The sequence below is a fragment of the Streptomyces sp. NBC_00670 genome (assembly GCF_036226765.1).
Lineage (GTDB): Bacteria > Actinomycetota > Actinomycetes > Streptomycetales > Streptomycetaceae > Streptomyces.
The window spans coordinates 5645191-5668651 of record NZ_CP109017.1; the positions used below are offsets into that span (position 1 = coordinate 5645191).

At 73.2% G+C, this 23461-nt stretch carries 23 protein-coding genes; 15 read left to right on the forward strand and 8 right to left on the reverse strand.

Features of this window, described 5'->3' with window-relative positions; all coding sequences use genetic code 11:
- The first annotated feature begins 15 nt into the window (after positions 1-15).
- The 4 genes from OIE12_RS25060 (at position 16) to OIE12_RS25075 (ending at position 5542) form a co-directional block, all read left to right on the forward strand.
- Positions 16-2979 carry a bifunctional acetate--CoA ligase family protein/GNAT family N-acetyltransferase gene (locus OIE12_RS25060; RefSeq protein WP_329138963.1) on the forward strand — a complete coding sequence of 988 codons (2964 nt, stop codon included), beginning with the start codon at positions 16-18 and terminating at the stop codon, positions 2977-2979.
- 84 nt (positions 2980-3063) lie between these two features.
- The gene (locus OIE12_RS25065; RefSeq protein ID WP_329138965.1) at positions 3064-3651 is read left to right on the forward strand and encodes a DUF5998 family protein; all 588 of its coding nucleotides are present in this window, start codon (positions 3064-3066) and stop codon (positions 3649-3651) included.
- Positions 3651-4838 (forward strand): alkaline phosphatase family protein, encoded by a 1188-nt coding sequence (locus OIE12_RS25070; RefSeq protein ID WP_329138967.1) that lies wholly within the window; start codon positions 3651-3653, stop codon positions 4836-4838. Before OIE12_RS25065 ends, OIE12_RS25070 begins: the two co-directional genes overlap by 1 nt.
- A gap of 53 nt (positions 4839-4891) precedes the next feature.
- Positions 4892-5542, forward strand: coding sequence for a thymidine kinase (locus OIE12_RS25075; protein WP_329138969.1), 651 nt, complete (start codon positions 4892-4894; stop codon positions 5540-5542).
- Between the two features lie 106 nt (positions 5543-5648).
- Here the strand turns inward: OIE12_RS25075 and OIE12_RS25080 are convergent, their stop codons facing one another.
- A complete protein-coding gene (locus OIE12_RS25080; protein WP_329138971.1) occupies positions 5649-5930 on the reverse strand; it encodes a hypothetical protein in 282 nt (93 codons plus the stop codon).
- A 179-nt stretch (positions 5931-6109) separates the two neighbouring features.
- On the reverse strand, positions 6110-6625 hold the full coding sequence (locus OIE12_RS25085; RefSeq protein WP_329138973.1) for a peptidoglycan-binding domain-containing protein: 516 nt from the start codon (positions 6623-6625) through the stop codon (positions 6110-6112).
- Between the two features lie 331 nt (positions 6626-6956).
- Here OIE12_RS25085 and OIE12_RS25090 point away from each other — a divergent pair, with 331 nt between their 5' ends.
- Together OIE12_RS25090 and OIE12_RS25095 are read left to right on the forward strand one after the other, a co-directional pair.
- Positions 6957-7823, forward strand: coding sequence for a helix-turn-helix domain-containing protein (locus OIE12_RS25090; RefSeq protein WP_329138975.1), 867 nt, complete (start codon positions 6957-6959; stop codon positions 7821-7823).
- Positions 7820-8629 (forward strand): helix-turn-helix domain-containing protein, encoded by an 810-nt coding sequence (locus tag OIE12_RS25095; RefSeq protein ID WP_329138977.1) that lies wholly within the window; start codon positions 7820-7822, stop codon positions 8627-8629. Before OIE12_RS25090 ends, OIE12_RS25095 begins: the two co-directional genes overlap by 4 nt.
- A gap of 30 nt (positions 8630-8659) precedes the next feature.
- On the opposite strand, the gene OIE12_RS25100 is transcribed toward OIE12_RS25095, so the two are convergent.
- The gene (locus tag OIE12_RS25100) at positions 8660-9481 is read right to left on the reverse strand and encodes a VOC family protein (protein WP_329138979.1); all 822 of its coding nucleotides are present in this window, start codon (positions 9479-9481) and stop codon (positions 8660-8662) included.
- Positions 9482-9803: 322 nt separating this feature from the next.
- On the opposite strand from OIE12_RS25100, the gene OIE12_RS25105 reads away from it, so the two are divergent.
- A complete protein-coding gene (locus OIE12_RS25105; protein ID WP_329138981.1) occupies positions 9804-10694 on the forward strand; it encodes a sulfurtransferase in 891 nt (296 codons plus the stop codon).
- A 222-nt stretch (positions 10695-10916) separates the two neighbouring features.
- Here the strand turns inward: OIE12_RS25105 and sepH are convergent, their stop codons facing one another.
- The 3 genes from sepH to OIE12_RS25120 form a co-directional block, all read right to left on the reverse strand.
- Positions 10917-11954 (reverse strand): septation protein SepH, encoded by a 1038-nt coding sequence (sepH, locus tag OIE12_RS25110; RefSeq protein ID WP_329138983.1) that lies wholly within the window; start codon positions 11952-11954, stop codon positions 10917-10919.
- A gap of 391 nt (positions 11955-12345) precedes the next feature.
- Entirely contained in the window at positions 12346-13725 is a 1380-nt protein-coding gene (locus OIE12_RS25115) for a D-arabinono-1,4-lactone oxidase (protein WP_329138985.1), read from the reverse strand.
- Positions 13625-14923, reverse strand: a complete 1299-nt coding sequence (locus OIE12_RS25120) for an MFS transporter (protein ID WP_329138987.1) — start codon at positions 14921-14923, stop codon at positions 13625-13627. The genes OIE12_RS25115 and OIE12_RS25120 overlap by 101 nt, the downstream gene beginning before the upstream one ends.
- A gap of 179 nt (positions 14924-15102) precedes the next feature.
- Here OIE12_RS25120 and OIE12_RS25125 point away from each other — a divergent pair, with 179 nt between their 5' ends.
- Together OIE12_RS25125 and OIE12_RS25130 are read left to right on the forward strand one after the other, a co-directional pair.
- On the forward strand, positions 15103-16230 hold the full coding sequence (locus OIE12_RS25125; RefSeq protein ID WP_329138988.1) for a ferrochelatase: 1128 nt from the start codon (positions 15103-15105) through the stop codon (positions 16228-16230).
- A gap of 8 nt (positions 16231-16238) precedes the next feature.
- The gene (locus OIE12_RS25130) at positions 16239-17051 is read left to right on the forward strand and encodes an inositol monophosphatase family protein (RefSeq protein WP_329138990.1); all 813 of its coding nucleotides are present in this window, start codon (positions 16239-16241) and stop codon (positions 17049-17051) included.
- 163 nt (positions 17052-17214) lie between these two features.
- Here the strand turns inward: OIE12_RS25130 and OIE12_RS25135 are convergent, their stop codons facing one another.
- Complete coding sequence (locus OIE12_RS25135; RefSeq protein ID WP_199806957.1) at positions 17215-17379, reverse strand: hypothetical protein; 165 nt, start codon at positions 17377-17379, stop codon at positions 17215-17217.
- Between the two features lie 443 nt (positions 17380-17822).
- On the opposite strand from OIE12_RS25135, the gene OIE12_RS25140 reads away from it, so the two are divergent.
- From OIE12_RS25140 to OIE12_RS25155, 4 genes are all read left to right on the forward strand, one after another.
- Positions 17823-18476, forward strand: a complete 654-nt coding sequence (locus tag OIE12_RS25140) for a response regulator transcription factor (RefSeq protein WP_004982445.1) — start codon at positions 17823-17825, stop codon at positions 18474-18476.
- 5 nt (positions 18477-18481) lie between these two features.
- The gene (locus OIE12_RS25145) at positions 18482-19726 is read left to right on the forward strand and encodes a sensor histidine kinase (RefSeq protein ID WP_329138993.1); all 1245 of its coding nucleotides are present in this window, start codon (positions 18482-18484) and stop codon (positions 19724-19726) included.
- Positions 19727-20130: 404 nt separating this feature from the next.
- Positions 20131-20427: a DUF4193 domain-containing protein gene (locus OIE12_RS25150; RefSeq protein WP_005481602.1), complete on the forward strand. Its 297-nt coding sequence runs from the start codon at positions 20131-20133 to the stop codon at positions 20425-20427.
- A gap of 13 nt (positions 20428-20440) precedes the next feature.
- Entirely contained in the window at positions 20441-21487 is a 1047-nt protein-coding gene (locus tag OIE12_RS25155; protein WP_443053898.1) for a hypothetical protein, read from the forward strand.
- A gap of 46 nt (positions 21488-21533) precedes the next feature.
- Here the strand turns inward: OIE12_RS25155 and OIE12_RS25160 are convergent, their stop codons facing one another.
- A complete protein-coding gene (locus OIE12_RS25160; RefSeq protein WP_329138996.1) occupies positions 21534-22001 on the reverse strand; it encodes a DUF3093 domain-containing protein in 468 nt (155 codons plus the stop codon).
- A gap of 127 nt (positions 22002-22128) precedes the next feature.
- Here OIE12_RS25160 and dut point away from each other — a divergent pair, with 127 nt between their 5' ends.
- Both dut and OIE12_RS25170 read left to right on the forward strand, forming a co-directional pair.
- Entirely contained in the window at positions 22129-22623 is a 495-nt protein-coding gene (gene dut, locus OIE12_RS25165; RefSeq protein WP_329138997.1) for a dUTP diphosphatase, read from the forward strand.
- Between the two features lies 1 nt (position 22624).
- Positions 22625-23401: a DUF3710 domain-containing protein gene (locus OIE12_RS25170; protein WP_329138999.1), complete on the forward strand. Its 777-nt coding sequence runs from the start codon at positions 22625-22627 to the stop codon at positions 23399-23401.
- Positions 23402-23461 lie beyond the last annotated feature (60 nt).

A 23461-nucleotide genomic window follows, 5' to 3' on the forward strand; every position in this document is an offset into this window, starting at 1 on the left:
CGTACGCTGGGCCCCATGCAGATCCCGTCGGACCGGCACGAGTACCCCGCCCACTGGGAGGCCGACGTGGTGCTGCGCGACGGCGGCACCGCGCGGATCCGGCCCATCACGGCCGACGACGCCGAGCGCCTCGTCAGCTTCTACGAACAGGTGTCCGACGAGTCGAAGTACTACCGCTTCTTCGCGCCGTACCCGCGGCTGTCCGCCAAGGACGTCCACCGCTTCACGCACCACGACTTCGTGGACCGGGTGGGGCTCGCGGCCACGGTCGGCGGCGAGTTCATCGCCACCGTACGGTACGACCGCATCGACGCCGACGGCCTGCCCGCCACCGGCCCGGCCGACGAGGCCGAGGTCGCCTTCCTGGTGCAGGACGCGCACCAGGGGAGGGGTGTCGCCTCCGCGCTCCTGGAGCACGTCGCGGCCGTCGCCCGCGAGCGCGGCATCCGCCGCTTCGCCGCCGAGGTGCTCCCCGCCAACACCAAGATGATCAAGGTGTTCACGGACGCCGGGTACACCCAGAAACGCAGCTTCGAGGACGGCGTCGTCCGACTGGAGTTCGACCTGGAGCCGACGGACCGCTCGCTGGCCGTGCAGCGCGCCCGGGAGCAGCGCGCCGAGGCGCGCTCCGTGCACCGGCTGCTCGCCCCCGGCTCGGTCGCGGTCGTCGGCGTCGGCCGGGCGCCCGGCGGGGTGGGCCGCAGCGTGCTCGGCAACCTCAGGGACGCCGGTTTCACCGGCCGGCTGCACGCGGTCAACAAGGCGTTCGCCGACGACCTCGAGGACGTCGACGGAGTGCCCGCGCACCGCTCCGTGCGCGAGATCGACGGCCCGGTCGACCTCGCCGTCGTCGCCGTCTCCGCCGAACGGGTCCCCGAGGTGGTCGCCGAGTGCGGCGAGCACGGCGTGCAGGGCCTCGTCGTCCTCTCCGCCGGGTACGCCGAGAGCGGCGCGCAGGGGCGCGAACGGCAGCGCGCGCTGGTGCGCCAGGCGCGGACGTACGGCATGCGCATCGTCGGCCCGAACGCCTTCGGCATCGTCAACACCGCGCCCGCCGTCCGGCTCAACGCCTCCCTCGCGCCCGAGATGCCGCGGCCCGGCCGGATCGGCATGTTCGCCCAGTCCGGCGCCATCGGCATCGCCCTGCTCGCCCGGCTGCACCGGCGCGGCGGCGGGGTCACCGGGGTGACGGACGTGCCGGGTGCGCATGCGAACGGCGTCACCGGCGTCACCGGTGTGAGCGGTGTTACTGGCGTCACCGGTGTGAGCGGCGTCACCGGTGTTACCGGTGTTTCAACGTTTGTCTCCGCCGGCAACCGCGCGGACGTCTCCGGCAACGACGTGCTCCAGTACTGGTACGACGACCCGGACACCGACGTCGCCCTCATGTACCTGGAGACCATCGGCAACCCCCGCAAGTTCACCCGGCTCGCCCGCCGCACCGCCGCCGTCAAACCCCTGGTCGTCGTCCAGGGCGCCCGGCACGGCGGCACCCCGACGGGGCACGCCGTACGGGGCACCCGGCTGCCGCACGCCACGGTCTCCGCGCTGCTGCGGCAGGCCGGGGTCATCCGGGTCGACACCATCACCGAACTGGTCGACGCCGGCCTGCTGCTCGCCCGGCAGCCGCTCCCGGCCGGCCCCCGGGTGGCCATCCTCGGCAACTCCGAGTCACTGGGGCTGCTGACGTACGACGCCTGCCTGGCCGAGGGGTTGCGCCCGCTGCCGCCGCTGGATCTGACGACGGGCGCGAGCGCGGAGGACTTCCACGCCGCGCTGACCCGCGCGCTGGCCGACCCCGCGTGCGACGCCGTGGTCGTCACGGCGATCCCGGCGGTGGGGGAGGGCGCGGCGGCGGACGCCGCGCTGGCCGAGGCGCTGCGCTCCGCGGCGACGGAGGCGCCCGCGAAGCCGGTCCTGGTGGTCCACGTGGAACTCGGAGGTCTGGCCGAGGCCCTGTCGGCGGCGGCCAGCACGGGCCCGCAGCCGCCCGGCCCCCCGGCCCCGCCGCAGCCGCAGGACCGTACGTCGTCCGCTTCCACACCGCAGCCCCCCACGCCCGCACCACAGAACCCCACCCCCGCCCCACAGGAACCCGCGGCCCCACCCACCGCCCCCCGCCTCATCCCCGCCTACCCCGCCGCCGAGCGAGCCGTCCGCGCACTCGCGGAAGCCGTGCGGTACGCGCAGTGGCGGCGCGAGTCGGCCGAGCCGGGCAAGGTGCCCGAGTACGACGACATCGACGAGAAGGGCGCCGCCCGCCTCATCGACCGATGGCTCACCGGCGGCCAGGGCCTCACCCTCGGCCCCGACCGCACCTGCGACCTGCTCGCCGCCTACGGCATCCACGTGCACCGCGCGCTGCCCGCCCCCACCCCCGGCACCGCCGCCGAGGCCGCCCGGACGCTCGGCTACCCCGTCGCCCTCAAGGCCACCGCCCCCCACCTGCGCCATCGCGCCGACCTCGGCGGCGTCCGCCTCGACCTCGCCGACGAGAGCCAGCTGCGCCGCGCCTACACCGAGCTGACCGAACTGTTCGGCGGCCCCGAGGAGCTGCGCCCCGTGGTGCAGGGCATGGCACCGCGCGGCGTCGACACCGTCGTACGGGCGGTGATCGACCCCGCCGCCGGCGCCGTCCTGTCCTTCGGGCTCGCCGGGGCCGCCTCGCAGCTCCTCGGCGACACCGCGCACCGACTGGTCCCGGTCACCGACCGGGACGCCTCCTCGCTCGTCCGTGCGATCCGCACCGCCCCGCTGCTGTTCGGCTGGCGCGGCTCGGCACCGGTGGACACCCCGGCGCTGGAGGAGCTGATGCTGCGCCTGTCCCGCCTGGTCGACGACCACCCCGAGGTCGTCGCCGTCACCCTGGAGCCGGTGGTCGTCGCCCCGCACGGCGCGGCCGTCCTCGGCGCCACCGTCCGGCTCGCACCCCCGCCCGCCCGCGACGACCTGGGCCCCCGCACCCTGCCGGTGTACTGACCGGTACACCGGGGTCCACCGCCCGTGGAGGGGTCGGCGACGAGCGGTGCCGGGCAGTCGGCGGGCCCCCGTAGGATGGACATCATGGCCAAGACCAGTACGACGACCCAGGGGCTGCGAGCGGCGATCGAGCGCAGCGGCTACTACCCGGCCCTCGTGGCCGAGGCGGTGGAGGCCGCCGTGGGCGGCGAGCCCATCCGGTCGTACCTGGTCCACCAGGAGACGACGTTCGACCAGAACGAGGTCCGCCGGCACGTCACGGTGCTCGTCCTCACCGGCAACCGCTTCATCGTCAGCCACACCGACGAGCAGGCCGCCGACGACACCTCCCCGACGCCGTACGCCACCACCTCCACGGAGTCCGTGAAGATCGGCCGGATCTCGTCCGTCGTGCTCAGCCGCGTCGTCGCCAACCCCGAGTCGTACAAGCCGGGCACCCCGCCCCGCGAGGTCGTGCTCACCATCGGCTGGGGCGCGGTCTCCCGCATCGACCTGGAGCCCGCCGCGTGCGGCGACCCCAACTGCGAGGCCGACCACGGCTACACCGGCAGCTCGACCGCCGACGACCTCAGCCTGCGCGTGAGCGAGGCCGGGGACGGCCCGGAGACGGTGGCCCAGGCGCTCGCCTTCGCGCAGTCCCTCTCCGAGGCGACCGCGGACCCGGCCCGCTGATGGCACTGCCCGCCTGGGACGACCCCGAACCGCTCGCCCTTCAGTCCGCGCCCGTCCCCGAGTACGGCACGGGCTCGCTCGCCGACCTGCTGCCCACCCTCGCCGCCGGCATGGGCGTGCCCGGCACCGCCGCCGCGATCCCCGAGCTGGCCCCGGCCGACCGCGCCTGCGTCCTCCTCGTCGACGGCCTCGGCTGGGAGCAGCTCAGGGCCCACCCCGACGAGGCCCCGTTCCTCACCTCGCTGCTCGGCACCTCCCGCGGCGGCACCGGACGCCCGCTCACCGCCGGCTACCCGGCCACCACCGCCACCTCGCTCGCCTCCGTCGGCACCGGCCTGCCCCCGGGAGCCCACGGACTGCCCGGGTACACGGTGCGCAATCCGGACACCGGCGAACTGATGAACCAGCTGCGCTGGCAGCCCTGGGCCCCGCCCGCGCCCTGGCAGCCGTACCCCACGGTCTTCCAGCTCGCCCACGCGGCGGGTGTGCACGCCGCCCAGGTCTCCGCGCCGCACTTCGAGAACACCCCGCTGACCAGGGTCGCGCTCAGCGGCGGCACCTTCCTCGGCCGGCTCTCCGGCGAGGAGCGCATGGACCTGGCCGCCGAGCAGCTCGCCGCGGCCGACCGCGCGCTCGTCTACACCTACTACTCCGAGGTGGACGGCGCCGGCCACCGCTTCGGCATCGACTCCGACGCCTGGCGCGGCCGGCTGATGCACATCGACGGCCTGGCCCAGCGCCTGGCCGAGCAACTGCCCCCGCGCACCGCGCTGTACGTCACGGCCGACCACGGCATGGTCGACATCCCGTTCGACGAGGAGCACCGCATCGACTTCGACGAGGACTGGGAGCTGCGGGCCGGCGTCGCCCTGCTCGGCGGCGAGGGCCGCGCCCGGCACGTCTACGCGGTGCCCGGCGCCCAGGAGGACGTGCTGGCCTGCTGGCGCGAGGTGCTCGGCGAGCAGTTCTGGGTGGCCTCGCGCGAGGAGGCGATCGCGGCCGGCTGGTTCGGTCCCGAGGTGGAGGACCGGGTCCGGCCGCGCCTCGGCGACGTCGTCGCCGCCGCCCACGACGACGTGCTGCTCATCGCCTCCGAACGGGAACCGAAGGAGTCGGCGATGACCGGCAACCACGGTTCGATGACCCCGGCCGAACAGTGGGTTCCCCTGCTCGAAGTACGCTCCTGAACACCCCTCCGATACGCTCACCGCACCTCCCACCGAAAGGCGCCCGTCCCGCCATGCCCGAGCTGGTGTTCTTCTCCGGAACGATGGACTGCGGGAAATCGACGCTGGCCCTCCAGATCGAGCACAACCGTTCGGCGCGCGGACTGCAGGGCGTGATCTTCACGCGGGACGACCGCGCGGGCGAGGGCAAGCTGTCCTCGCGGCTCGGACTGGTCACGGACGCGGTCGAGGTCGAGGACGGCCGGGACCTGTACGGATACCTCGTCGAACACCTCTCCCAGGGCGGCCGCGCCGACTACGTCATCGCCGACGAGGCCCAGTTCCTCGCCCCCGAACAGATCGACCAGCTCGCCCGCGTGGTCGACGACCTCGACATCGACGTCTACGCCTTCGGCATCACCACGGACTTCCGCTCCAAGCTCTTCCCCGGCTCCCAGCGGCTGGTCGAACTCGCCGACCGGGTCGAGGTCCTCCAGGTCGAGGCCCTGTGCTGGTGCGGCGCCCGCGCCACGCACAACGCGCGCACGGTCGGCGGCGTCATGGTCGTCGAGGGCGCCCAGGTCGTCGTCGGCGACGTCGCCCAGTCCCCCGACGAGATCGGCTACGAGGTGCTGTGCCGCCGGCACCACCGCCGCCGCATGACGGCCGCGACCTCCCGCGCGGGCGCGCTGTCGCCGGACGTGCTGCCGGTGACCCCCGCCTGAGGACTGCCACCGCCGCGACGGTGCGCCCTGCCGCTCGGGGGGCACCACGAGACGTGCCCCGGTGACGACGCGGTCCTCGCGCCGTCACCGGGGAACTCCGGTGGACTCACCCGGGGTCGTACGCCCAGTTGTGCCAGGTGCCGCTGTAGAAGCAGTTCTTCCAGTGCGTCTGTCCGCTGCGCACGTACACCCAGACGCAGCGCTGGTAGGCGTCCGCACGCGTGCCGTCCACGTTGTCGGCGCGGCCGTTGCCCGGCATCACCTTCCACCCGCCGGAGTTCTTCCAGTCGTGCCAGATCGTCCGGTTCGGGGCGATCACGAACATCTCGTCGACGCGACCGTCGTGGTCCCAGTCGGCCTTCCCCGCGTAGAGGTCGGTTCCGCACATGTACTTTCCGCGGTGTCCCCACGGGGAGGTGACGGAACACGAGTTCGCACTGGCACTGCCCGCCGAGAGGACGACCCCGGCCACACTCACCACTGCCGTGAGGATCCCGATCCCGGACTTCGCCAGGGTTCGACTCCGCATGATTTCCCCCTTCTGCTCCCCGCTGCCGGTACGGACCGTCAGCTGCAGGTGCGGTAGTTGTAGCCGGCGCTGCGGACGACGCCGCTGCTGTCGTAGAAGTCGTAGTGGCCCTCGCTGTTCCGCCACAGGTTGAACGAGTGCTCCGAGCCGTTGTACGTGCCGTCGTTCTGGATCGTGTATCCGGCCACCGTGAAGGTGTCCTTGCCCGCGATACCGTCCGAGGGGCCCGGGACGGCCCAGTCCGACTGGAACTTCTTCGTGGCCGCCTTGGTGTCCGGGCCGAAGATCCCGTCGATGTCTCCCCAGCCGAGGTAGCCGTACGACCACAGGACCTTCTGCCACAGGCAGGTGGCGTTGGAGTTCGCGTTGGAGCCGGTGGACAGGATGCCTTCGTCCTCCCAGTCGTCCGTGAACACGCCCTTGCCGCCGATGTAGGCGGCCCCGGTGTAGCTGTTGCTGGCCGACGCGGGCGCGGCGCTCAGGCCGCCGAGCGTCAGCGCGGCCAGGGTGGCCGCCAGCGCCATGGTCAGGCGCGGTCGGATATGTGCCGTCATGTTCCGTTGCTCCTTCGATCGGGAGTGACCGGGGCGGGGCCGGCCGGCCGACTCCTTGGCCGTTGCCCTACAGAGGTTGCTGGCCAATGTCAGGCACCGCCACCGGGACCGGCGGGACTGGGACGAGGTGGGACGACACCCCCGCCGACCTGCTGGGACGTGGCGGAGGGTGCGGCATCCCTGGGACGACGGCCGCGCCCGGGCCCTGGCCGGAACTCTCGGCAGCGGGGCCCCGGCCGATCCTCCGGACCGCGCACGGGGGGTATCAACGCAGGGACAGGGGAGCGGGGAAGCCACCGGGGGGCTCCCCGACGCACACCGGGGGGTGGACGTGGCTGCTTGGAGGAAACTGCCGGAGACGCTGGACGAGAGAAGCCGGCAACTCACCGTGCAGTTGAGGAGGCTGAAGGACCGCAGCGGGCTGAGCCTGGCCTCGATCGCGGCCAAGACCGGGTACAGCCGCTCGTCGTGGGAACGCTATCTCAACGGGAAGGCCATGCCCCCGCGGCAGGCGGTCGAGGAGCTGGCGCGGATCGCCGGCACCGACCCGACCAAACTGCTGGTGCTGCACGAAGTCGCGGGCCAGGCAGGGCAGTACGGGACTCCCGTGCCGTCTCCATCGGCCGGCGCACAGGACAACGCGAGCCCGGGGGCACGGAAGGCGACGGCTGCCGAGCGGTCCGGTCCGCCTCCCGCGGAGGTGACGGCACAGCGGCCGCCGGGAGTGCGTAGACCGGTTCTCCTGGTGGCCGTGGTGGTGGCGGCGCTCATCGGCATGGGCGCCGGAGCCCTGCTGACCCGGACGTGGAGCGGTGACGAGGACGCCGGGGCGCCGGCTGCGGCGGCGGCCGCGTCCGGCTCGCTTCCGGGCGCGCGCGTCACTCCCACGACCGAGGGGCCGGGCCGGTACGTCTTCAAGCCCGGCAAGAGGTACCCGTGCAAGGTCCGCAGAAGTCCCGGGGCCGACGGGGGACTGAGCGCGGGATACAGCGCGACGCGCACCGCGGTGCTCGCCGGTCCGGGCTGGGACGTGGTGGAGGCCCAGTGCATACTGCGCTATCGCCACCTGGCGCCCGGTGCCGTCGACGGTGTGTACGGGCAGCAGACCATCGCGGCCGTGATGCGCCTGCAGAAACATGCCGGACTGCCGGCCGACGGCGTGGTGGGGCCCCACACCTGGCAGGTGCTGCGCGGATGACCGGCCCGGCACCGGAGTGCGCGGCGCTGGCCGAGCGGCTCCGCGAGGTGCGGGCGCGCACGGGGCTGAGCCTTGTGGCGCTGTCGGAGCGCACCCCGTACAGCAAGTCGTCCTGGGAGCGCTATCTCAACGGCAAGAAGCCGGCTCCCTGGGACGCCGTCCGGGCCCTCTGCGCGGTGGCGGGGGAGCCCACCGAACGGCTGCTCGCCCTGTGGGAACTGGCGGACGCCCAGTGGAGCGGGCGCGCCGGCTCCACGCCGCCCGCGCCCGCCCCGCCCCCGCCGGCACCGGTCCCCGGTGCCCCTGGACGCGCCCGGCGTCCGCGACTGGTGACCGCCGGCAAAGGCGTGGCCGCGGTGGCCGCCGCGCTCGTCGTCGTGGCGCTCTGCGTCTGGGGCCCGGGCACCGGCCGGCCGTCGACGCATGTCGCGGCCACTCCGCTGAACCCCCGCCCGGGTTGTCACGGGAGCACGTGCGACGGGAAGGACCCCGACCTGATGTCCTGCGGACTGCCCGGCCGCGCGGAGGCGCTCGGACCGGCGCACCACTCGGCCACGGGCGCCGGCATGGAGATCCGGTACAGCCCGGCGTGCGCCGCGGCATGGGGCCGCATCTGGCACGCGAAGGTCGGCGACACGATCGAGGTCACCGCCCCCGGTGCCCGGCCGCGTCACGTCGTCATCAGCAGCACGGCCGACGCCGACCGCTACAGCTTCACACCCATGATCGGCAACGCGGCCCGGACCGGCCTGAAGCTCTGCTTCACGGCGGCGAACGGCGCGGGCCGGGAGTGCGTTCACTCCTGACAGGGGGACTTCGGAGCGATGGTGTCGACGTCAGCGCGTCCGCTGCAGCATCGCGAAGAGGGCGCCCTCCGGGTCGGTGGCCGTGGTGGTGCGGCCATGGGGGCCGTCGTGCGCCGGTTCGACGACTCGGCCGCCGAGGGCCGTCACCCGCCGGCTGGCCTCGTCCGTGTCGGGTACCTCGAAGTACGTCAGCCAGTGTGCGCCCCGGTCGCGGGGAAGGGCCCGGCCCATGCCGTGTACGACGGCGACCGGGCGGCCGTGGCGGCGCAGGACGACGCGGTCGACCTGTTCGGCGGGGGCGGCTTCGGCGGCCTCGGCGGGCTCCTCCTCGTAGCCGAAGACGTTGCGGTAGAACTTCGTGACGCCCGTGGAGTCGTAGGTCAGCAGTTCGTTCCAGGCGGGGGTCCCGGGCGCCCCCGTCAGCTCCGTGCCGAAGTGGGCGGCCGACTGCCAGATGCCGAAGACCGCGCCCGACGGGTCGACGGCGACGGCCAGCCGGCCGGCCGCGCCCGCGTCCAGCGGGCCGACGCCCACCGTGCCGCCGCAGTGCCGCACGGTCTCCGCCGTCGCGTCCGCGTCGTCCGAGGCGAAGTACGGCGTCCAGGCCACCGGCAGCTCCCGGTCGGGTGGCAGTTGTCCGATGCCGGCCACCTCACGGCCGTCCAGGAGTGCCCGTACGTACGGGCCGAGTTGCTCGGGGCCGGGCCGGAACTCCCAGCCGAAGAGTTCGCCGTAGAACTCCTGGGTCGCGGCCGTGCTGTGCACCATCAGGCTCACCCAGCAGGGCGTGCCGGGTGCGGGGCGGGCGTGCGCGGTGCCGTTCGGGCCGGCCGGCCGGCTTGCCTCGGTCATGGTCACTCTCTTCTCGGCCCCTTGGCGGTGGCCGGTCCGCTTCGCCTGCGTGCGGTCTGTCGCGGTCGCGCCGGCGCACGCTTCGGGCCGATGGTCGCACCGCGGGCGGCGCGTCCCGGGCCGGGCCGCGCCGTCGTCGGTGCGTCACCGCGGGGGACGTTCCGGGGTGCGGTGTCCCGTCCGTTGCCGGGCGATGGCCGCGCGGTGACGATCAGCAGTACGGATGGTGTCCGTTCCCGTACGCGGGGTGATCGGAACCGTCCGGCGGGAAGGGTAGCCGGATCGGGACGACGTGGCCACCCCGTGCGGGAGGATGGGGGCCATGAACCCCCTCATCTCCGCATCCGAGCTGGCCGGTCTACTGGGCGAGCGGCCCGCCGATCGCCCGGCGGACCAGTCGGCGGGCTCCGCCGCGCCGCCCGTGCTGCTCGACGTCCGCTGGCAGCTGAGCACCGCCAAGGCGTCCGGTCAGGCCCCCTTCGACGGCCGCGCCGCCCACGCGGCGGGACACCTGCCGGGCGCCGTCTACGTGGACCTGGACGCTGACCTGGCCGGGCCGCCGGGACCGGCCGGCCGGCATCCGCTGCCCGACGTGGAGCGCTTCGGCGCGGCCATGCGCGCCGCCGGTGTCCGTGCCGACCGCCCCGTCGTCGTCCACGACGGCGGCCAGGGCTGGGCGGCGGCGCGCGCCTGGTGGCTGCTGCGCTGGGCGGGGCACCCGGACGTACGGGTGCTGGACGGCGGGATCGCCGCCTGGGACGGGCCGCTCGCGACCGGCACCGAAACTCCGGAACCCGGCGACTTCCGGCCGCGGCCGGGCGCGATGCCGCTGCTCGACGCGGACGGGGCGGCGGCGCTGGCGCGTACCGGGCTGCTGCTCGACGCGCGGGCGGGGGAGCGGTACCGGGGCGAGGTGGAGCCGATCGACCCGGTCGGCGGCCATATCCCGGGCGCGGTGTCGGCGCCGACCACCGAGAACACGACGGCGTCCGGCACACTGCTGCCCGCCGCCGAACTCGCCGACCGCTTCAAGGCGTTGGGCGTCACGGAGGGCACCGAGGTCGGCGTGTACTGCGGCTCCGGCGTCTCCGCCGCGCACCAGGTGCTGGCGCTCGCCGCGGCGGGCGTCCCGGCCGCGCTGTACGTGGGCTCGTGGTCGGAGTGGAGCGCCGACTCGGGCCGCCCGGTGGCGGTGGGCCCGGACCCGCAGTGACCGAAGAGGGGGCGTACAGGAACAGGGCCCGTACCGGGAGTGGTACGGGCCCTTCGTGTGCTTGACGAGCCGTCATCCACGGATTGACGGGCGGTCAGCCGGAAATCGACCCTTACACGAACGTGGCTGCCCATGCGTGCGGTTGACTCACCGTCCGTGACGGCACCCGCCGGCGGCCGGTGCCGACCCCCGAACACCCGGCGCCGATCCGGCGCCGCTCGGCTACTCCTGCTTCTTGCGCCGTGTGCCGAACACGATCTCGTCCCAGCTCGGCACGGCCGCCCTGCGGCCCGGGCGGACGCCGTCCGCCTCCGCCTGCCGGTCGGTGGAGCCGATCAGCCGGTCGCGGTGGCTGGTCACCGAGCGCGGCATCAGTACGTCCGCGTAGGCCGAGCCGGCCGAGGCCGCCGGCGCCGGGGGCTCCTCCGCGACGGGTTCGTCGGCGGGTTCGTCCTCCGTCTCGGCGGGCGGTTCCGGGACCACCAGGTCGCCCCGGAAGCTCGGCACCGCCTCCAACAGGCTGGTCAGCGAGTCCCGTTCGCCCGCGCTCTCCTCGGCGGGCTCGGAGATCTGCGCGGGCAGCACGGGGCGGTCCGTCCCCCGGTCCAGGGCGCGGTCCAGCGGGCGGTCGCGCGGCAGCCGGGCGATCCGCGGCACGAACGGGAAGCTCGGCTCGGGCGCGGCGAGGTCGTCGGACTCGCCGATCAGCGAGCGCGCCTCGTCGTCCACGGCCTGGACGAGCCGGCGGGGCGGGTCGTAGGTCCAGCTCGCGGAGTGCGGTTCGCCCGCGACCCGGTAGACCAGCAGGACCTCCCACGTGCCGTCGTCCCGGCGCCAGGAGTCCCACTGGATGGTGTCCTTCTCGGCGCCGCGCAGCAGCAGCCGTTCCTGCACGGCCTCGCCGAGCAGCGGACCGGCGTTCTCGCCGGGGCGGCGGACCGGGGTCTTGCGGGCCCGCTCGGCCATGAAGGCGCGCTCGGCCAGCACCGGACCCTCGAACCGGCGGACGCGGTCGACGGGGATCCCGGCGAGCTGGGCGACCTCCTCCGCGGAGGCGCCGGCCCTTATACGGGCCTGGATGTCACGGGGGCGGAGGTGGCTCTCCACCTCGATCTCGATCTGGCCGAGGCGGGGACGGTCGCCGCGCACGGCGGCGCGGAGCCGTTCGTCAATCGGAAGCGTGTACTCCGTGCTGTCCGCAGCCTTCAGCACCAGCCGTGTGCCGTCATTGGAGACGGCCACGACACGCAGTTCGGGCATGGGGACCTCCCGGGTGGTGCCTGCCGACGTCACGTGCGTCGCTGCTTCCGCTAGTCGAGTGTGGCCTGCCCGGGTGCAGCCTGCCACAACCTTGCCGAGTTGCCCGGCGTGTCGGGCGCGGGCCCTGGAACGCCGTTATGGCACGGTTACCTGATCGCAACGCTGAGTGACGAGCTCAGTCACTCTGTGCAACGCACTCTCCCTCCCGGCGGTCCAGCACGGTCCCGGACACCCTGATGGGACCCGGGACCCAGGGCTCGCAACAGTACTCCATTCGGACCACCTTCGTGGATCACCACGCCGTCGGACTTCTCGGAAACCGTGTGCTTCAACGGTGTGCTTCCACGGCGTGCTCCGAGTCCGACGGCCGGGTGGTCCGGCAGCCAGGTGTCTATCTCCCCAACACTCGCCGCAAGTAGTCGTTCTGAAACCGCCGGTCCGGGTCGAGCCGGTCCCGCAGCGCGGTGAACTCGCCGAAGCGCGGGTAGGCGGCCGCGAGGTACTCGGCGTCGCGCGTGTGGATCTTGCCCCAGTGCGGGCGCCCCTCGTGCGCCGTGAAGATCCGCTCGGCGGCGGTGAAGTAGGCCTGGTAGGGCGTGCCGCGGAACATGTGCACGGCGACGTAGGCGCTGTCCCGGCCGGAGGCGGTGGACAGCGCGATGTCGTCGGCCGGGCAGGTGCGGACCTCCACGGGGAAGCTGACCCGCAGCGGCGAGCGGTCCACCATCGCCTTCAGCTCCCGCAGCGTGTCGGCGAGGGCGGCGCGCGGAACGGCGTACTCCATCTCCATGAAGCGCACCCGGCGCGGGGAGGTGAAGACCTTGTAGGGGAGGTCGGTGTACGTCCGCGCGGACAGCGCCCGGCTGCTGATGCCGGCGATGACGGGGATCGTCGCGGGGACCGCGCGCCCGAGGTGGTTGACGGCGTGGAAGAGGTGGTTGGAGAGGAACTCGTCCTCGAACCAGCCCTTGACCGTGGGCACCGGCCGGCAGGGGCCGGCGCTGCGGTTGTTGCGCTTGGTGTTGGTGTTGCCGGTGTGCGGGAACCAGTAGAACTCGAAGTGCTCGTTCTCCGCCCAGAGTTGGTCGAATTCGGACAGGACTCGGTCCAGTGGCATCGGTTCCTCGCGCGCGGTGAGCAGGAAGACCGGCTCCACGGCGAAGGTGACCGCGGTGATGATGCCGAGGGCGCCGAGCCCGATGCGGGCGGCGGCGAACACGTCCGGGTGCTCGTCCGCGGAGCACGTCAGCACCGAGCCGTCGGCCGTCACCATTTCGAGTGCCCTGATCTGGGCGGCGATCGAGCCGGACTCACGGCCGGTGCCGTGGGTGCCGGTGCTGGTCGCGCCGGAGACCGTCTGCTCCATGATGTCGCCCATGTTGGTGAGCGAGAGCCCCTCGCGCGCCAGGGCCTCGTTCAGGCGCTTGAGCGGGGTGCCGGCCTCGACGGTGACCGTGCCGGCCGCGCGGTCGATGTTCCGTATCCCCGTCAGCAGGTGGGGGCGTACCAGGACGCCGTCGGTGGCGGCCACCGAGGTGAAGGAGTGACCGGTGCCCACCGCCTTGACGCGCAGCCCGTCCTCGGCCGCGCGGCGCACCGCGGCGGACAGCTCCTCGACGGACGCCGGGGCGACCTCGCGGGCGGGCCGGGCGGTGACGTTGCCCGCCCAGTTACGCCACGGGCCGGTCCTCCCCCTCACGGTCCCGGCCGCGCCGGCCTTCCTCGCGCCGCCGCTCCCCGTGCCGTTCGTCCCGCTCGCTGTGGTGCTCATGGGGCCCCTCCCGCCGCGTGACCGGCCTCGACAGCCGGCGGTACCCGAGGAGACCGACCGCCACCGCGACGGCCCCGGAGACCACCGGGACCCCGTACCCGGCACGGGCCCCGGAGGCGTCGATCACCCACCCGGACACCGAGGAGCCGAGCGCGACGCCGACCGCGAGCCCGGTGCTCACCCAGGTCATGCCCTCGGTCAGTTTCGCGCGGGGTACGTGCTGCTCGATGAGGGCCATCGTCGTGATCATCGTGGGTGCGACGGACAGCCCCGCAACGAACAGCGCCACGGCCAGAGACGGCAGGTTTCCGACCAGTAGGAATGGGATCATACTCACGGCCATGGCGCAGATGCCCAGGAACCAGCGGCGTTCCGGCGCCCCGGCGAAGCGGATCAGTCCGAACAGGAGTCCGGCGGCGCAGGAACCGGCCGCATAGAGGGCGAGGACGACGCTCGCGGCCCCCTTGTGCCCCCGCTCGTCCGCGAAGGCGACGGTGACCACGTCGACCGCGCCGAAGATCGCCCCGGTCGCCGCGAACGTGCCGACCAGCACCTGCAGGCCCGGCGCCCGCAGAGCCGTGCCGCCGCCGTGGTGGGCGCGCGGATGCGGCGCCGGTTCGGTGGCGCGCTGCGAGGTCAGCCAGAGGACGCCGGCCGCGAGGAAGCACGCGGCCAGCAGCGGCCCGGCCTCCGGGAACCACCGGGTGGACAGCCCGATGGAGAGGATCGGGCCGAAGATGAAGCACACCTCGTCGATGACCGACTCGAACGAGTACGCGGTGTGCAGCTGCGGGGTGCCGCGGTAGAGCGCCGCCCAGCGCGCCCTGATCATCGCGCCCAGGCTCGGCACGGCGCCGATCCCGGCCGCGCACACGAACAGCGCCCAGTCCGGCCACCCGTGGTGCGCGGCCAGCAGCAGCCCGGTCGCGGCGGCCAGCGCGACCAGGGTCGCCGGGCGCAGCACCCGGCGCTGCCCGTGCCGGTCGACGAGGCGCGAGATCTGCGGCCCGAGCAGCGCGGCGGACAGCGCGAGGGTGGCCGACAGCGCCCCGGCGAGCCCGTAGCGGCCGGTGAGCTGGGAGATCATCGTCACGATGCCGATGCCCATCATCGACAGCGGCATCCGCCCGACCAGCCCGGCGGCGGAGAACGCGGCGGAGCCGGGGGCGGCGAACAGGGCGCGGTAGGGGCTGGGCACGGGGGCTCTCCGGTGATGCGGTAAGGCGTGAAGCGGGAAGATACGCCTTACGACCAAGGCCTCCCCAATGTACGCGTGTCACCGGCCCGCGGTAACCCCGATTTCCGGGCCCCCGGCAGGAGGCCGGGGGACGCTGCCCCCACGGGCCCGCGTGATCCCCCCGTGGGAGGATCGAGGGCATGCCCGACGTACTCGATCCCACCCCCTACGACGCCCTGCTGCTCCTCTCGTTCGGCGGCCCCGAGGGCCCGGACGACGTCGTCCCGTTCCTGGAGAACGTGACCCGTGGCCGCGGCATCCCCACGGAGCGACTGAAGGAGGTGGGGCAGCACTACTTCCTGTTCGGCGGCGTGAGCCCCATCAACGCCCAGAACCGCGCCCTCCTCGACGCCCTCCGCGAGGACTTCGCCGGGCACGGGCTCGACCTGCCCGTCTACTGGGGCAACCGCAATTGGGCGCCCTATCTGACGGACACCCTGCGCGAGATGGTCGCCGACGGCCGCCGCCGCGTCCTCGTCCTCGCCACCAGCGCCTACGCCTCGTACTCAGGCTGCCGCCAGTACCGCGAGAACCTCGCCGACGCGCTGGCCACGCTGGAGGGGGAGGGGCTCGAGCCGCCGCGGATCGACAAGCTGCGGCACTACTTCAACCACCCCGGCTTCGTCGAACCCATGATCGAGGGCGTCCTGGAGTCGCTGGCAGACCTCCCCGAGGACGTGCGCGACGGCGCCCACCTCGCGTTCTGCACGCACTCCATCCCCGTCACGGCCGCCGACACCTCGGGCCCCGTCGAGCAGCACGGGGAGGGCGGCGCGTACGTGCGCCAGCACCTGGACGTCGCCCAGCTGATCGCCGACGCCGTACGGGAGCGGACCGGCGTCGACCACCCGTGGCGGCTGGTCTACCAGTCCCGCTCCGGCGCCCCGCACATCCCATGGCTGGAGCCCGACATCTGCGACCACCTGGAGGAGCTGCACGGCAAGGGCGTGCCCGCCGTCGTGATGGCGCCCATCGGGTTCGTGTCGGACCACATGGAGGTCCTCTATGACCTCGACACCGAGGCCACGGCCAAGGCGGCGGAGCTGGGCCTGCCGGTGCGCCGGTCCGCCACCGTCGGCGCCGACCCGCGCTTCGCCGCCGCCGTACGGGACCTGGTGACCGAGCGGGCCGCCGCCGAGCGCGGGCAGCCGGCGGCCCCGTGCGCCCTCGGCGCGCTCGGCGCGAGCCACGACGTCTGCCCGGTGGGCTGCTGCCCGGCCCGTACCCCCAAGCCCGCCGCCGCGGGCGCCGACAGCCCCTACGCGTGAGGAGCGGTGTGAACCAGCCGGAACAAGGCGCGCTCAGGACCGAACTGCTGCGGATCGCGCTCGACGCGGCCGACCGCGCGGGCACCTTTCTGCGGGACGGCCGGCCCGACGACCTCTCAGTGGCCGCGACCAAGTCCAGCGCGGTCGACGTCGTCACCGAGATGGACATCGCCTCCGAGAAGCTGATCACCGGGCTGCTCGCCGAGGCCCGGCCCGACGACGGCGTACTCGGCGAGGAGGGCGCAAGCGTCGAGGGCACCAGCGGCGTCCAGTGGGTGATCGATCCCCTCGACGGCACCGTCAACTACCTGTACGGACTGCCCAGCTGGGCGGTGTCCATCGCCGCCCGGTCGGACGGCGAGACCGTGGTGGGTGTCGTGTACGCACCGCTGCGCGGCGAGACGTACCGCGCGGTCCTGGGGGAGGGCGCGTACGTCAATGACCGCCCCGCGCGCGTGCGGCCCGCCCCGGTGTTCGGACAGGCCCTCGTCGGGACCGGGTTCGGCTATCTCGCCGAGCGCCGCGCCCGGCAGGCCGAGGTGATCCGGCACCTGGTGCCCGAGGTGCGGGACATCCGGCGCGGGGGCTCGGCCGCGATCGACCTGTGCGACGTGGCGGTGGGCCGGCTCGACGCGTACTACGAGCGCGGGCTGCACCCCTGGGACTACGCGGCGGGCGACCTGATCGCCCGGGAGGCGGGCGCGCTGACCGGTGGACGCCCGGGAGAGCCCGTCTCGCCCGAGCTGACGCTCGCGGCACCTCCCGGCCTCTTCGAGCCGCTCCAGGCCCGCCTGGAGGCCCTGGGCGCCTGGCACGACTGAAACACTCCCGCGGCGGCATCCCGCGGCGGGACGAGACATGCGGCGGGGCCCCGGTCTGGATCCACCGGGGCCCCGCTTCTCATGACGTACGCAAGATGATGAGACGGCGTACGAGCGCCGCGGGCATGCCGTCGGCACGCCGTACGCGTCGGTCAGCCGCGGGTCACGCGCTGACCTCGACGCCGTGCTCGGCGGCCAGACGACGCAGGTCGTCGAGTTCCGACTCCTCGACCTCCGCGAGGAAGTCGTCGCCGGTCTCGCGCGCCCGCGTCAGGTCGGACTCGGTCGTCCTTATGCGCTGCAGAAGTCCTGCGGTGAATGCGTCCATGCTGCGCCCCCTCGTCCTGGGTCGTGGGTCGGTGGCACGGTGGTGTGCCATTCGGAAGGGACGATCACGGCTCCTGCGGATGCCCGGCGTCGACCGCCGGACGGCGACGGTGCCGGACACCCACGTCCGCTCTGCGCAAAGCGGTCGCCGGCCCGCCACACGGGGGTGGCGTGCCCAAGCAGAGCGTGATCGCGGGGTGTAAAGCCGTCCTCCCCATGCCGCGTCGCGCGGAAACCTCGGTGGGTGAAGAAATTCCGTGGGTCCCGGGATCCACGGGAGGTCCTCCCGTGCGCACGGGGCGCGCCCCGCACGTCCGCTCAGCCGCCTTACAGCCGACTTATGGCCGAAAAGGGCAGGATGGAGACCTCACTCCACGACAGACCCCTGCCCGCGTGCGCCCTTCCGGGGTGCCGCGCGGAGCGGACGAAGGAAGGACAAGCGACGTGCGCGTACTCGTCGTCGAGGACGAGCAGCTGCTCGCCGATGCGGTGGCCACCGGACTGCGCCGGGAGGCCATGGCCGTCGACGTCGTGTACGACGGTGCGGCCGCCCTGGAGCGCATCGGCGTCAACGACTACGACGTGGTCGTCCTCGACCGTGACCTCCCCCTGGTGCACGGCGACGACGTCTGCCGCCGGATTGTCGAGCTCGGCATGCCCACGCGCGTGCTGATGCTCACGGCCTCCGGCGACGTCAGCGACCGCGTCGAGGGCCTGGAGATCGGCGCCGACGACTACCTGCCCAAGCCGTTCGCGTTCAGCGAGCTGATCGCGCGCGTGCGCGCACTCGGCCGGCGCACCAGCGTGCCGCTGCCGCCGGTCCTGGAGCGCGCCGGGATCAAGCTCGACCCCAACCGCCGGGAGGTCTTCCGGGACGGCCGGGAGGTGCAGCTCGCCCCCAAGGAGTTCGCGGTCCTGGAGGTGCTGATGCGCAGCGAGGGCGCCGTCGTCTCCGCCGAGCAGCTCCTGGAGAAGGCCTGGGACGAGAACACCGACCCGTTCACCAACGTCGTCCGGGTGACCGTCATGACCCTGCGCCGCAAGCTCGGCGAGCCCCCGGTGATCGTCACCGTGCCCGGCTCCGGCTACCGGATCTGATCCCCGTGGCCGCGACACCGGCGCCCCCCTCGGCGCCCCCGAAGCCCACCTGGGACCCGCGCAGACCGGAACCGCCCTTCCCCTGGCTGCGCCCGACCATCCGCATACGGCTCACACTGCTCTACGGCGGCATGTTCCTGATCGCCGGCATCCTGTTGTTGTCGATCATCTATCTGCTCGCCGCGCAGGCGCTGCGCACCGGCAGCGAACCGCTGTTCAAGATCGTCGAGTTCAACGACCTCAAGGTGACGAGCAACGACTGCCCCGGCGTCAACAACAAGCTGTCGCTGACCGAGTTCAACGACGCGATCAGCGCGTGCACCGACCACCAGCGCCAGGTGGCCCTGGACCACCTGCTCAGCCGCTCGCTGCTCGCGCTGCTCGGCCTCGCCGTGATCGCGTTCGCGTTCGGCTACGCGATGGCGGGCCGCGTGCTGTCGCCGCTCGGCCGGATCACGCGCACCGCGCGCGCGGTGGCCGGTTCGGACCTCTCCCGGCGGATCGAGCTGGACGGCCCGGACGACGAGCTCAAGGAGCTCGCCGACACCTTCGACGACATGCTGGAACGGCTGCAGCGGGCCTTCACCGCCCAGCAGCGCTTCGTCGGCAACGCCTCGCACGAGCTGAGAACGCCCCTGGCGATCAACCGCACGCTCCTGGAGGTCCACCTCTCGGACCCGGGCGCCCCGGTGGAGCTCCAGCAGCTCGGCAAGACCCTGCTGGCCACCAACGAGCGCAGCGAGCAGCTCGTGGAGGGCCTGCTGCTGCTGGCCCGCAGCGACAACCAGATCGTCGAGCGCAAACCCGTCGACCTCGCCGAGGTGGCCGCCCAGGCCATCGACCAGGTGCACGCCGAGGCCGAGGCCAAGGGCGTGGAGATCCGCAGCGCCTGCGCGCCGGCGGTGGTCCAGGGCAACGGCGTGCTGCTGGAGCGGATCGCCCTGAACCTGGTCCAGAACGCCGCGCGCTACAACGTGCCCGAAGGGGGCTGGGTGGAGGTCACCACCGAGGTGCAGCACGGTCAGGCGGTCCTGGTGGTCGCCAACACCGGCCCCGTGGTGCCGGCCTACGAGATCGACAACCTCTTCGAGCCCTTCAGACGGCTGCGTACCGAACGCACGGGCAGCGACAAGGGGGTGGGGCTCGGGCTGTCCATCGCGCGCTCGGTGGCCAGAGCGCACGGCGGGCACATCTCCGCCCGGCCCCGGGAGGGCGGTGGACTCGTGATGCGCGTCACCCTGCCGATCTGACATCATGTCGCCGCTCGCACGGCCGGACCGGAAAATGTTCGCTTTGGGCGTAATTTCCGAACCGGTCATCCGGTGGTCACATGTGTGATGGATCACAGGAGAGCTTTTCCGGTCGTCTACGCTGCGTGATCATTTGGGCGCCGACAAAGCCGGAAAATCCGGGTTTTCCGGTGCCGGGATCACGGGAAGTACACGGTGAGACGCCTTTGAGCGGTACCGCGCGGACCGTGTACGGTCCGGTTCGCCATCCAACCCGATCACTCTTGGGGGCTCCGGTTGGGTGTCGATTGAGTAACAGACCTTGATGTGAGGCAAAATCTCCGCCTCGAGGCGGGCACAAGTCCGGCCTCTCACGCGTTACGTGCGCTGGAGACACCCGCAGACACCCAGAGGGGGAGAGCGAAATGGCAACCGACTACGACACCCCACGCAAGACCGACGACGATGTTGATTCCGACAGCCTGGAGGAACTCAAGGCCCGGCGGAACGACAAGTCGACCTCGGCGGTCGACGTCGACGAGTTCGAGGCCGCCGAAGGCCTGGAGCTGCCCGGAGCCGACCTCTCCAACGAGGAGTTGGCCGTCCGGGTGCTGCCCAAGCAGCAGGACGAGTTCACCTGCATGAGCTGCTTCCTGGTGCACCACCGCAGTCAGCTGGCCCGTGAGAAGAACGGCCAGCCGATCTGCCGCGACTGCGACTGAGGCGGGGTCGGCCGTGACCGGCTCGACCCCTCCCTGGAAGCGCCGCTTCCGCAAGAAGGCGGAGGCGGACTCGGGGCCGTACGACGGCCCTCACGGCGTGCGTGACGACGAGCGGGGTCCCTCGGGGCCCGGAGTACCGGAACACCCGGGAGAGCCCGGGGAGACCGGCACCCCGGGCGACAGGGGGGCCTCGCTCGCGTCGGACGGCACGTCTTTGGATTCTTCTTCGGATTCTTCGGCGCCCGGGGATTCCGGGGCGCCCGCGGATTTCCCGGTGCCCGGGAAGCGTGCGGATCCGGCTTCCGCGGTGCCCACGGGGTCCGCGCCGCTGGACGCCGCGTACGCGGCCGGTGCGCTGCCCGTGCCCGCCGCCGAGGCGCCGCACGCCGCGAGGAGGCGCGGGGCCGCCGCCGTGCGATACGTGCGTAACGGCGTCCGGGAGGGCCTCCGCAGGGGCGACAACCGGGTCCGGCTGGGACTGGCCTTCCTGGCGGACCGGATCATCGACCTCGCCCCGCGCGTGCCCGTCCGCGACCTCGACACCCTGCGCAGACAGTTCCCGGGGCTCGGGCCCGAGGAACTCGCCGACAGACTCGTCGCCGGCGCGGCGGCCGCGACCGCGACGGTGGGCGCCGGGGTGGGCGCCGCCGCGATGATGCCCGTGCCGCCGGCCATGCCGACGGAACTGGCCGCGGAGATCACCGGCGTCGCCGCCGTCGAACTGAAGCTGATCGCCGAACTGCACGAGGTGTACGGCGTACGGCCGCCGGGGACGCTCGCGCAGCGCAGCGCGATGTACCTGCGGTCCTGGTCCGGTGAGCGGGGGATCGACGTCGCGAAGCCGGCGTCGCTGAACGCGGCGCTCGGGGGGCAGATGAAGCGGGAGCTGCGGCAGCAGATCACCAAGAGGCTGGTGCGGGATCTGCCGAACCTGATTCCGTTCCTGGTGGGGGCGGCGGTGGGGGCCGCGCTCAACCGGCGCGAGACGAAGCGGCTCGCGGAGCGGGTGCGAAAGGATCTGCGGCGGGTTCAGGTTTCGTGGGGTGCGGGGGAGGGGTGACCGCCCACGCGGCGGAGCCGCGGACCGACACCGCCCCGCGCCCCCTTCAGGGGCGCTCTTGTGTGCGCGTGGCCTTGAGGGTCGCCGCCAGGCGTTCCGGTTCCCTTGTGGACAGGTAGAGGTACGGGGTGGGGTCCTCGGGGTCCGTCACCTGGACGCGCAGGGCCGTGCGGATGTAGGCGCGCAGGAGCATGAAGGCGCGGGTGTCGGCCTTGTGGGTGCGCCAGGCCTGGGCCTCCTCCTGGTCCAGCACCTCCGCCTCGCCCAGCGCCGACACCGGGATCCGTGCCTCGCCGGCGATCAGCGCGTCGCCGACCACGCGGATGCGCGGGGAACCGTACGCACTCACCACCACCGCCGAGACCGCCGTACCGCCCACCAGGCCGCCCAGCATCGGCAGCGTGCCGAAGGGGAGCAGGACCAGGGCCACCGCGATGCCCATCAGGAGGCACATCAGCCACCAGGAGCGGGGCGCGGTGAGACGTTCTTCGTACGCGGGCGCGGAGTGCTGCATGGAGCCAAGCTTGGCACGGTGTCGGAGCGGGGCCGACGCGCGGGTAAGGTCTGCGCCTGTGACTGGTACTTCCCCAGGTTCCCGGCCCCCGGCCGACGCGAGCGGCACCCCCCGGCAGGGGCTCGAGGTGCTCGTCCGGCGCGTCGATCCCGACGTACCGCTTCCGGCGTACGCGCACCCCGGCGACGCGGGAGCCGACCTGCGCACCACCGAGGCGTGCGCGCTCGCGCCCGGTGAGCGGGCCGTCCTGCCCACCGGGGTGTCTGTGGCGTTGCCAGAGGGGTACGCGGCCTTCGTGCACCCGCGATCCGGTCTCGCCGCCCGCTGCGGTGTCGCCCTCGTGAATGCCCCGGGGACGGTTGATGCCGGGTACCGTGGGGAGATCAAGGTGATCGTGGTGAATCTCGACCCGCGCGAGAGCGTGCGGTTCGAGCGCTTCGACCGGATTGCCCAATTGGTCGTCCAGCAGGTCGAGAGGGTCCGCTTCCACGAGGTCGCGGAGCTTCCCGGCTCGGCGCGGGCCGAGGGGGGCTTCGGGTCCACCGGCGGTCATGCCGCCGTGGGCGGCGCAACGGGTGGGAATCGATACGCTTCGGTCGTATCCGACCGGGAAGGACAGTGACGTGTTCGGACGTCGCAAGAAGAAGGGGTCCGCCGACGACGTGGCGGACGCGACGGGCGAGGCCGAGCAGGTCGTCGACGACGTCGACACCGAGGCGGACGACGAGCAGGCCGAGGGAGAGCGCGAGCGCGTACGGCTCGCGCCCGGACCGCGGCCCGACGGCCCCTGGGACGACTCCGAGGTGCGCGACCCCGCCGAGGGCCGGGTCGACCTCGGCGGTCTGTTCGTGCCCGGTGTCGACGGCATGGAACTGCGGGTCGAGGTCGCCGGTGACGCGATCGTCGCCGCCACCGTCGTACTGCGGGACAGCGCCGTCCAGCTGCAGGCCTTCGCCGCCCCCAAGCGCGAGGGCATCTGGGGCGAGGTCCGCGAGGAGATCGCCACCGGGATCACGCAGCAGGGCGGCATCGTCGACGAGGTCGAGGGTCCGCTCGGCTGGGAGCTGCGGGCCCAGGTGCCCGTGCAGCTGCCGGACGGCACCGGCGGCTTCCAGGTGGTGCGGTTCGTCGGTGTGGACGGTCCCCGCTGGTTCCTGCGCGGAGTGATCTCCGGGCAGGGCGCGGTGCAGCCGCAGGCGGCCGGACTGCTCGAGCAGATCTTCCGGGACACGGTCGTGGTCCGCGGCGAGGGCCCGATGGCGCCCCGCGACCCGATCGTCCTCAAGCTGCCCAACGACGCACAGATGGTGCCCGAGGGCGTCCAGCAGGAGGAGGGCTCGCGCTTCTCCGGCGGCATGGGCCAGCTCCAGCGCGGACCGGAGATCACCGAGGTCCGCTGACCGCATTCGGTCCGGATGACGTACGGGGCCGCATCCCTGGTGGGGTGCGGCCCTTTCGCC

Excerpts from the sequence above, each read along its gene's own strand:
- OIE12_RS25060 (WP_329138963.1), top strand. The coding sequence starts at position 16 with ATGCAGATCCCGTCGGACCGGCACGAGTACCCCGCCCACTGGGAGGCC.
- OIE12_RS25065 (WP_329138965.1), top strand. The coding sequence starts at position 3,064 with ATGGCCAAGACCAGTACGACGACCCAGGGGCTGCGAGCGGCGATCGAG.
- OIE12_RS25070 (WP_329138967.1), top strand. The coding sequence starts at position 3,651 with ATGGCACTGCCCGCCTGGGACGACCCCGAACCGCTCGCCCTTCAGTCC.
- OIE12_RS25075 (WP_329138969.1), top strand. The coding sequence starts at position 4,892 with ATGCCCGAGCTGGTGTTCTTCTCCGGAACGATGGACTGCGGGAAATCG.
- OIE12_RS25080 (WP_329138971.1), bottom strand. The coding sequence starts at position 5,930 with ATGTGCGGAACCGACCTCTACGCGGGGAAGGCCGACTGGGACCACGAC.
- OIE12_RS25085 (WP_329138973.1), bottom strand. The coding sequence starts at position 6,625 with ATGACGGCACATATCCGACCGCGCCTGACCATGGCGCTGGCGGCCACC.
- OIE12_RS25095 (WP_329138977.1), top strand. The coding sequence starts at position 7,820 with ATGACCGGCCCGGCACCGGAGTGCGCGGCGCTGGCCGAGCGGCTCCGC.
- OIE12_RS25100 (WP_329138979.1), bottom strand. The coding sequence starts at position 9,481 with ATGACCGAGGCAAGCCGGCCGGCCGGCCCGAACGGCACCGCGCACGCC.
- OIE12_RS25105 (WP_329138981.1), top strand. The coding sequence starts at position 9,804 with ATGAACCCCCTCATCTCCGCATCCGAGCTGGCCGGTCTACTGGGCGAG.
- sepH (WP_329138983.1), bottom strand. The coding sequence starts at position 11,954 with ATGCCCGAACTGCGTGTCGTGGCCGTCTCCAATGACGGCACACGGCTG.
- OIE12_RS25115 (WP_329138985.1), bottom strand. The coding sequence starts at position 13,725 with ATGAGCACCACAGCGAGCGGGACGAACGGCACGGGGAGCGGCGGCGCG.
- OIE12_RS25125 (WP_329138988.1), top strand. The coding sequence starts at position 15,103 with ATGCCCGACGTACTCGATCCCACCCCCTACGACGCCCTGCTGCTCCTC.
- OIE12_RS25135 (WP_199806957.1), bottom strand. The coding sequence starts at position 17,379 with ATGGACGCATTCACCGCAGGACTTCTGCAGCGCATAAGGACGACCGAG.
- OIE12_RS25150 (WP_005481602.1), top strand. The coding sequence starts at position 20,131 with ATGGCAACCGACTACGACACCCCACGCAAGACCGACGACGATGTTGAT.
- OIE12_RS25160 (WP_329138996.1), bottom strand. The coding sequence starts at position 22,001 with ATGCAGCACTCCGCGCCCGCGTACGAAGAACGTCTCACCGCGCCCCGC.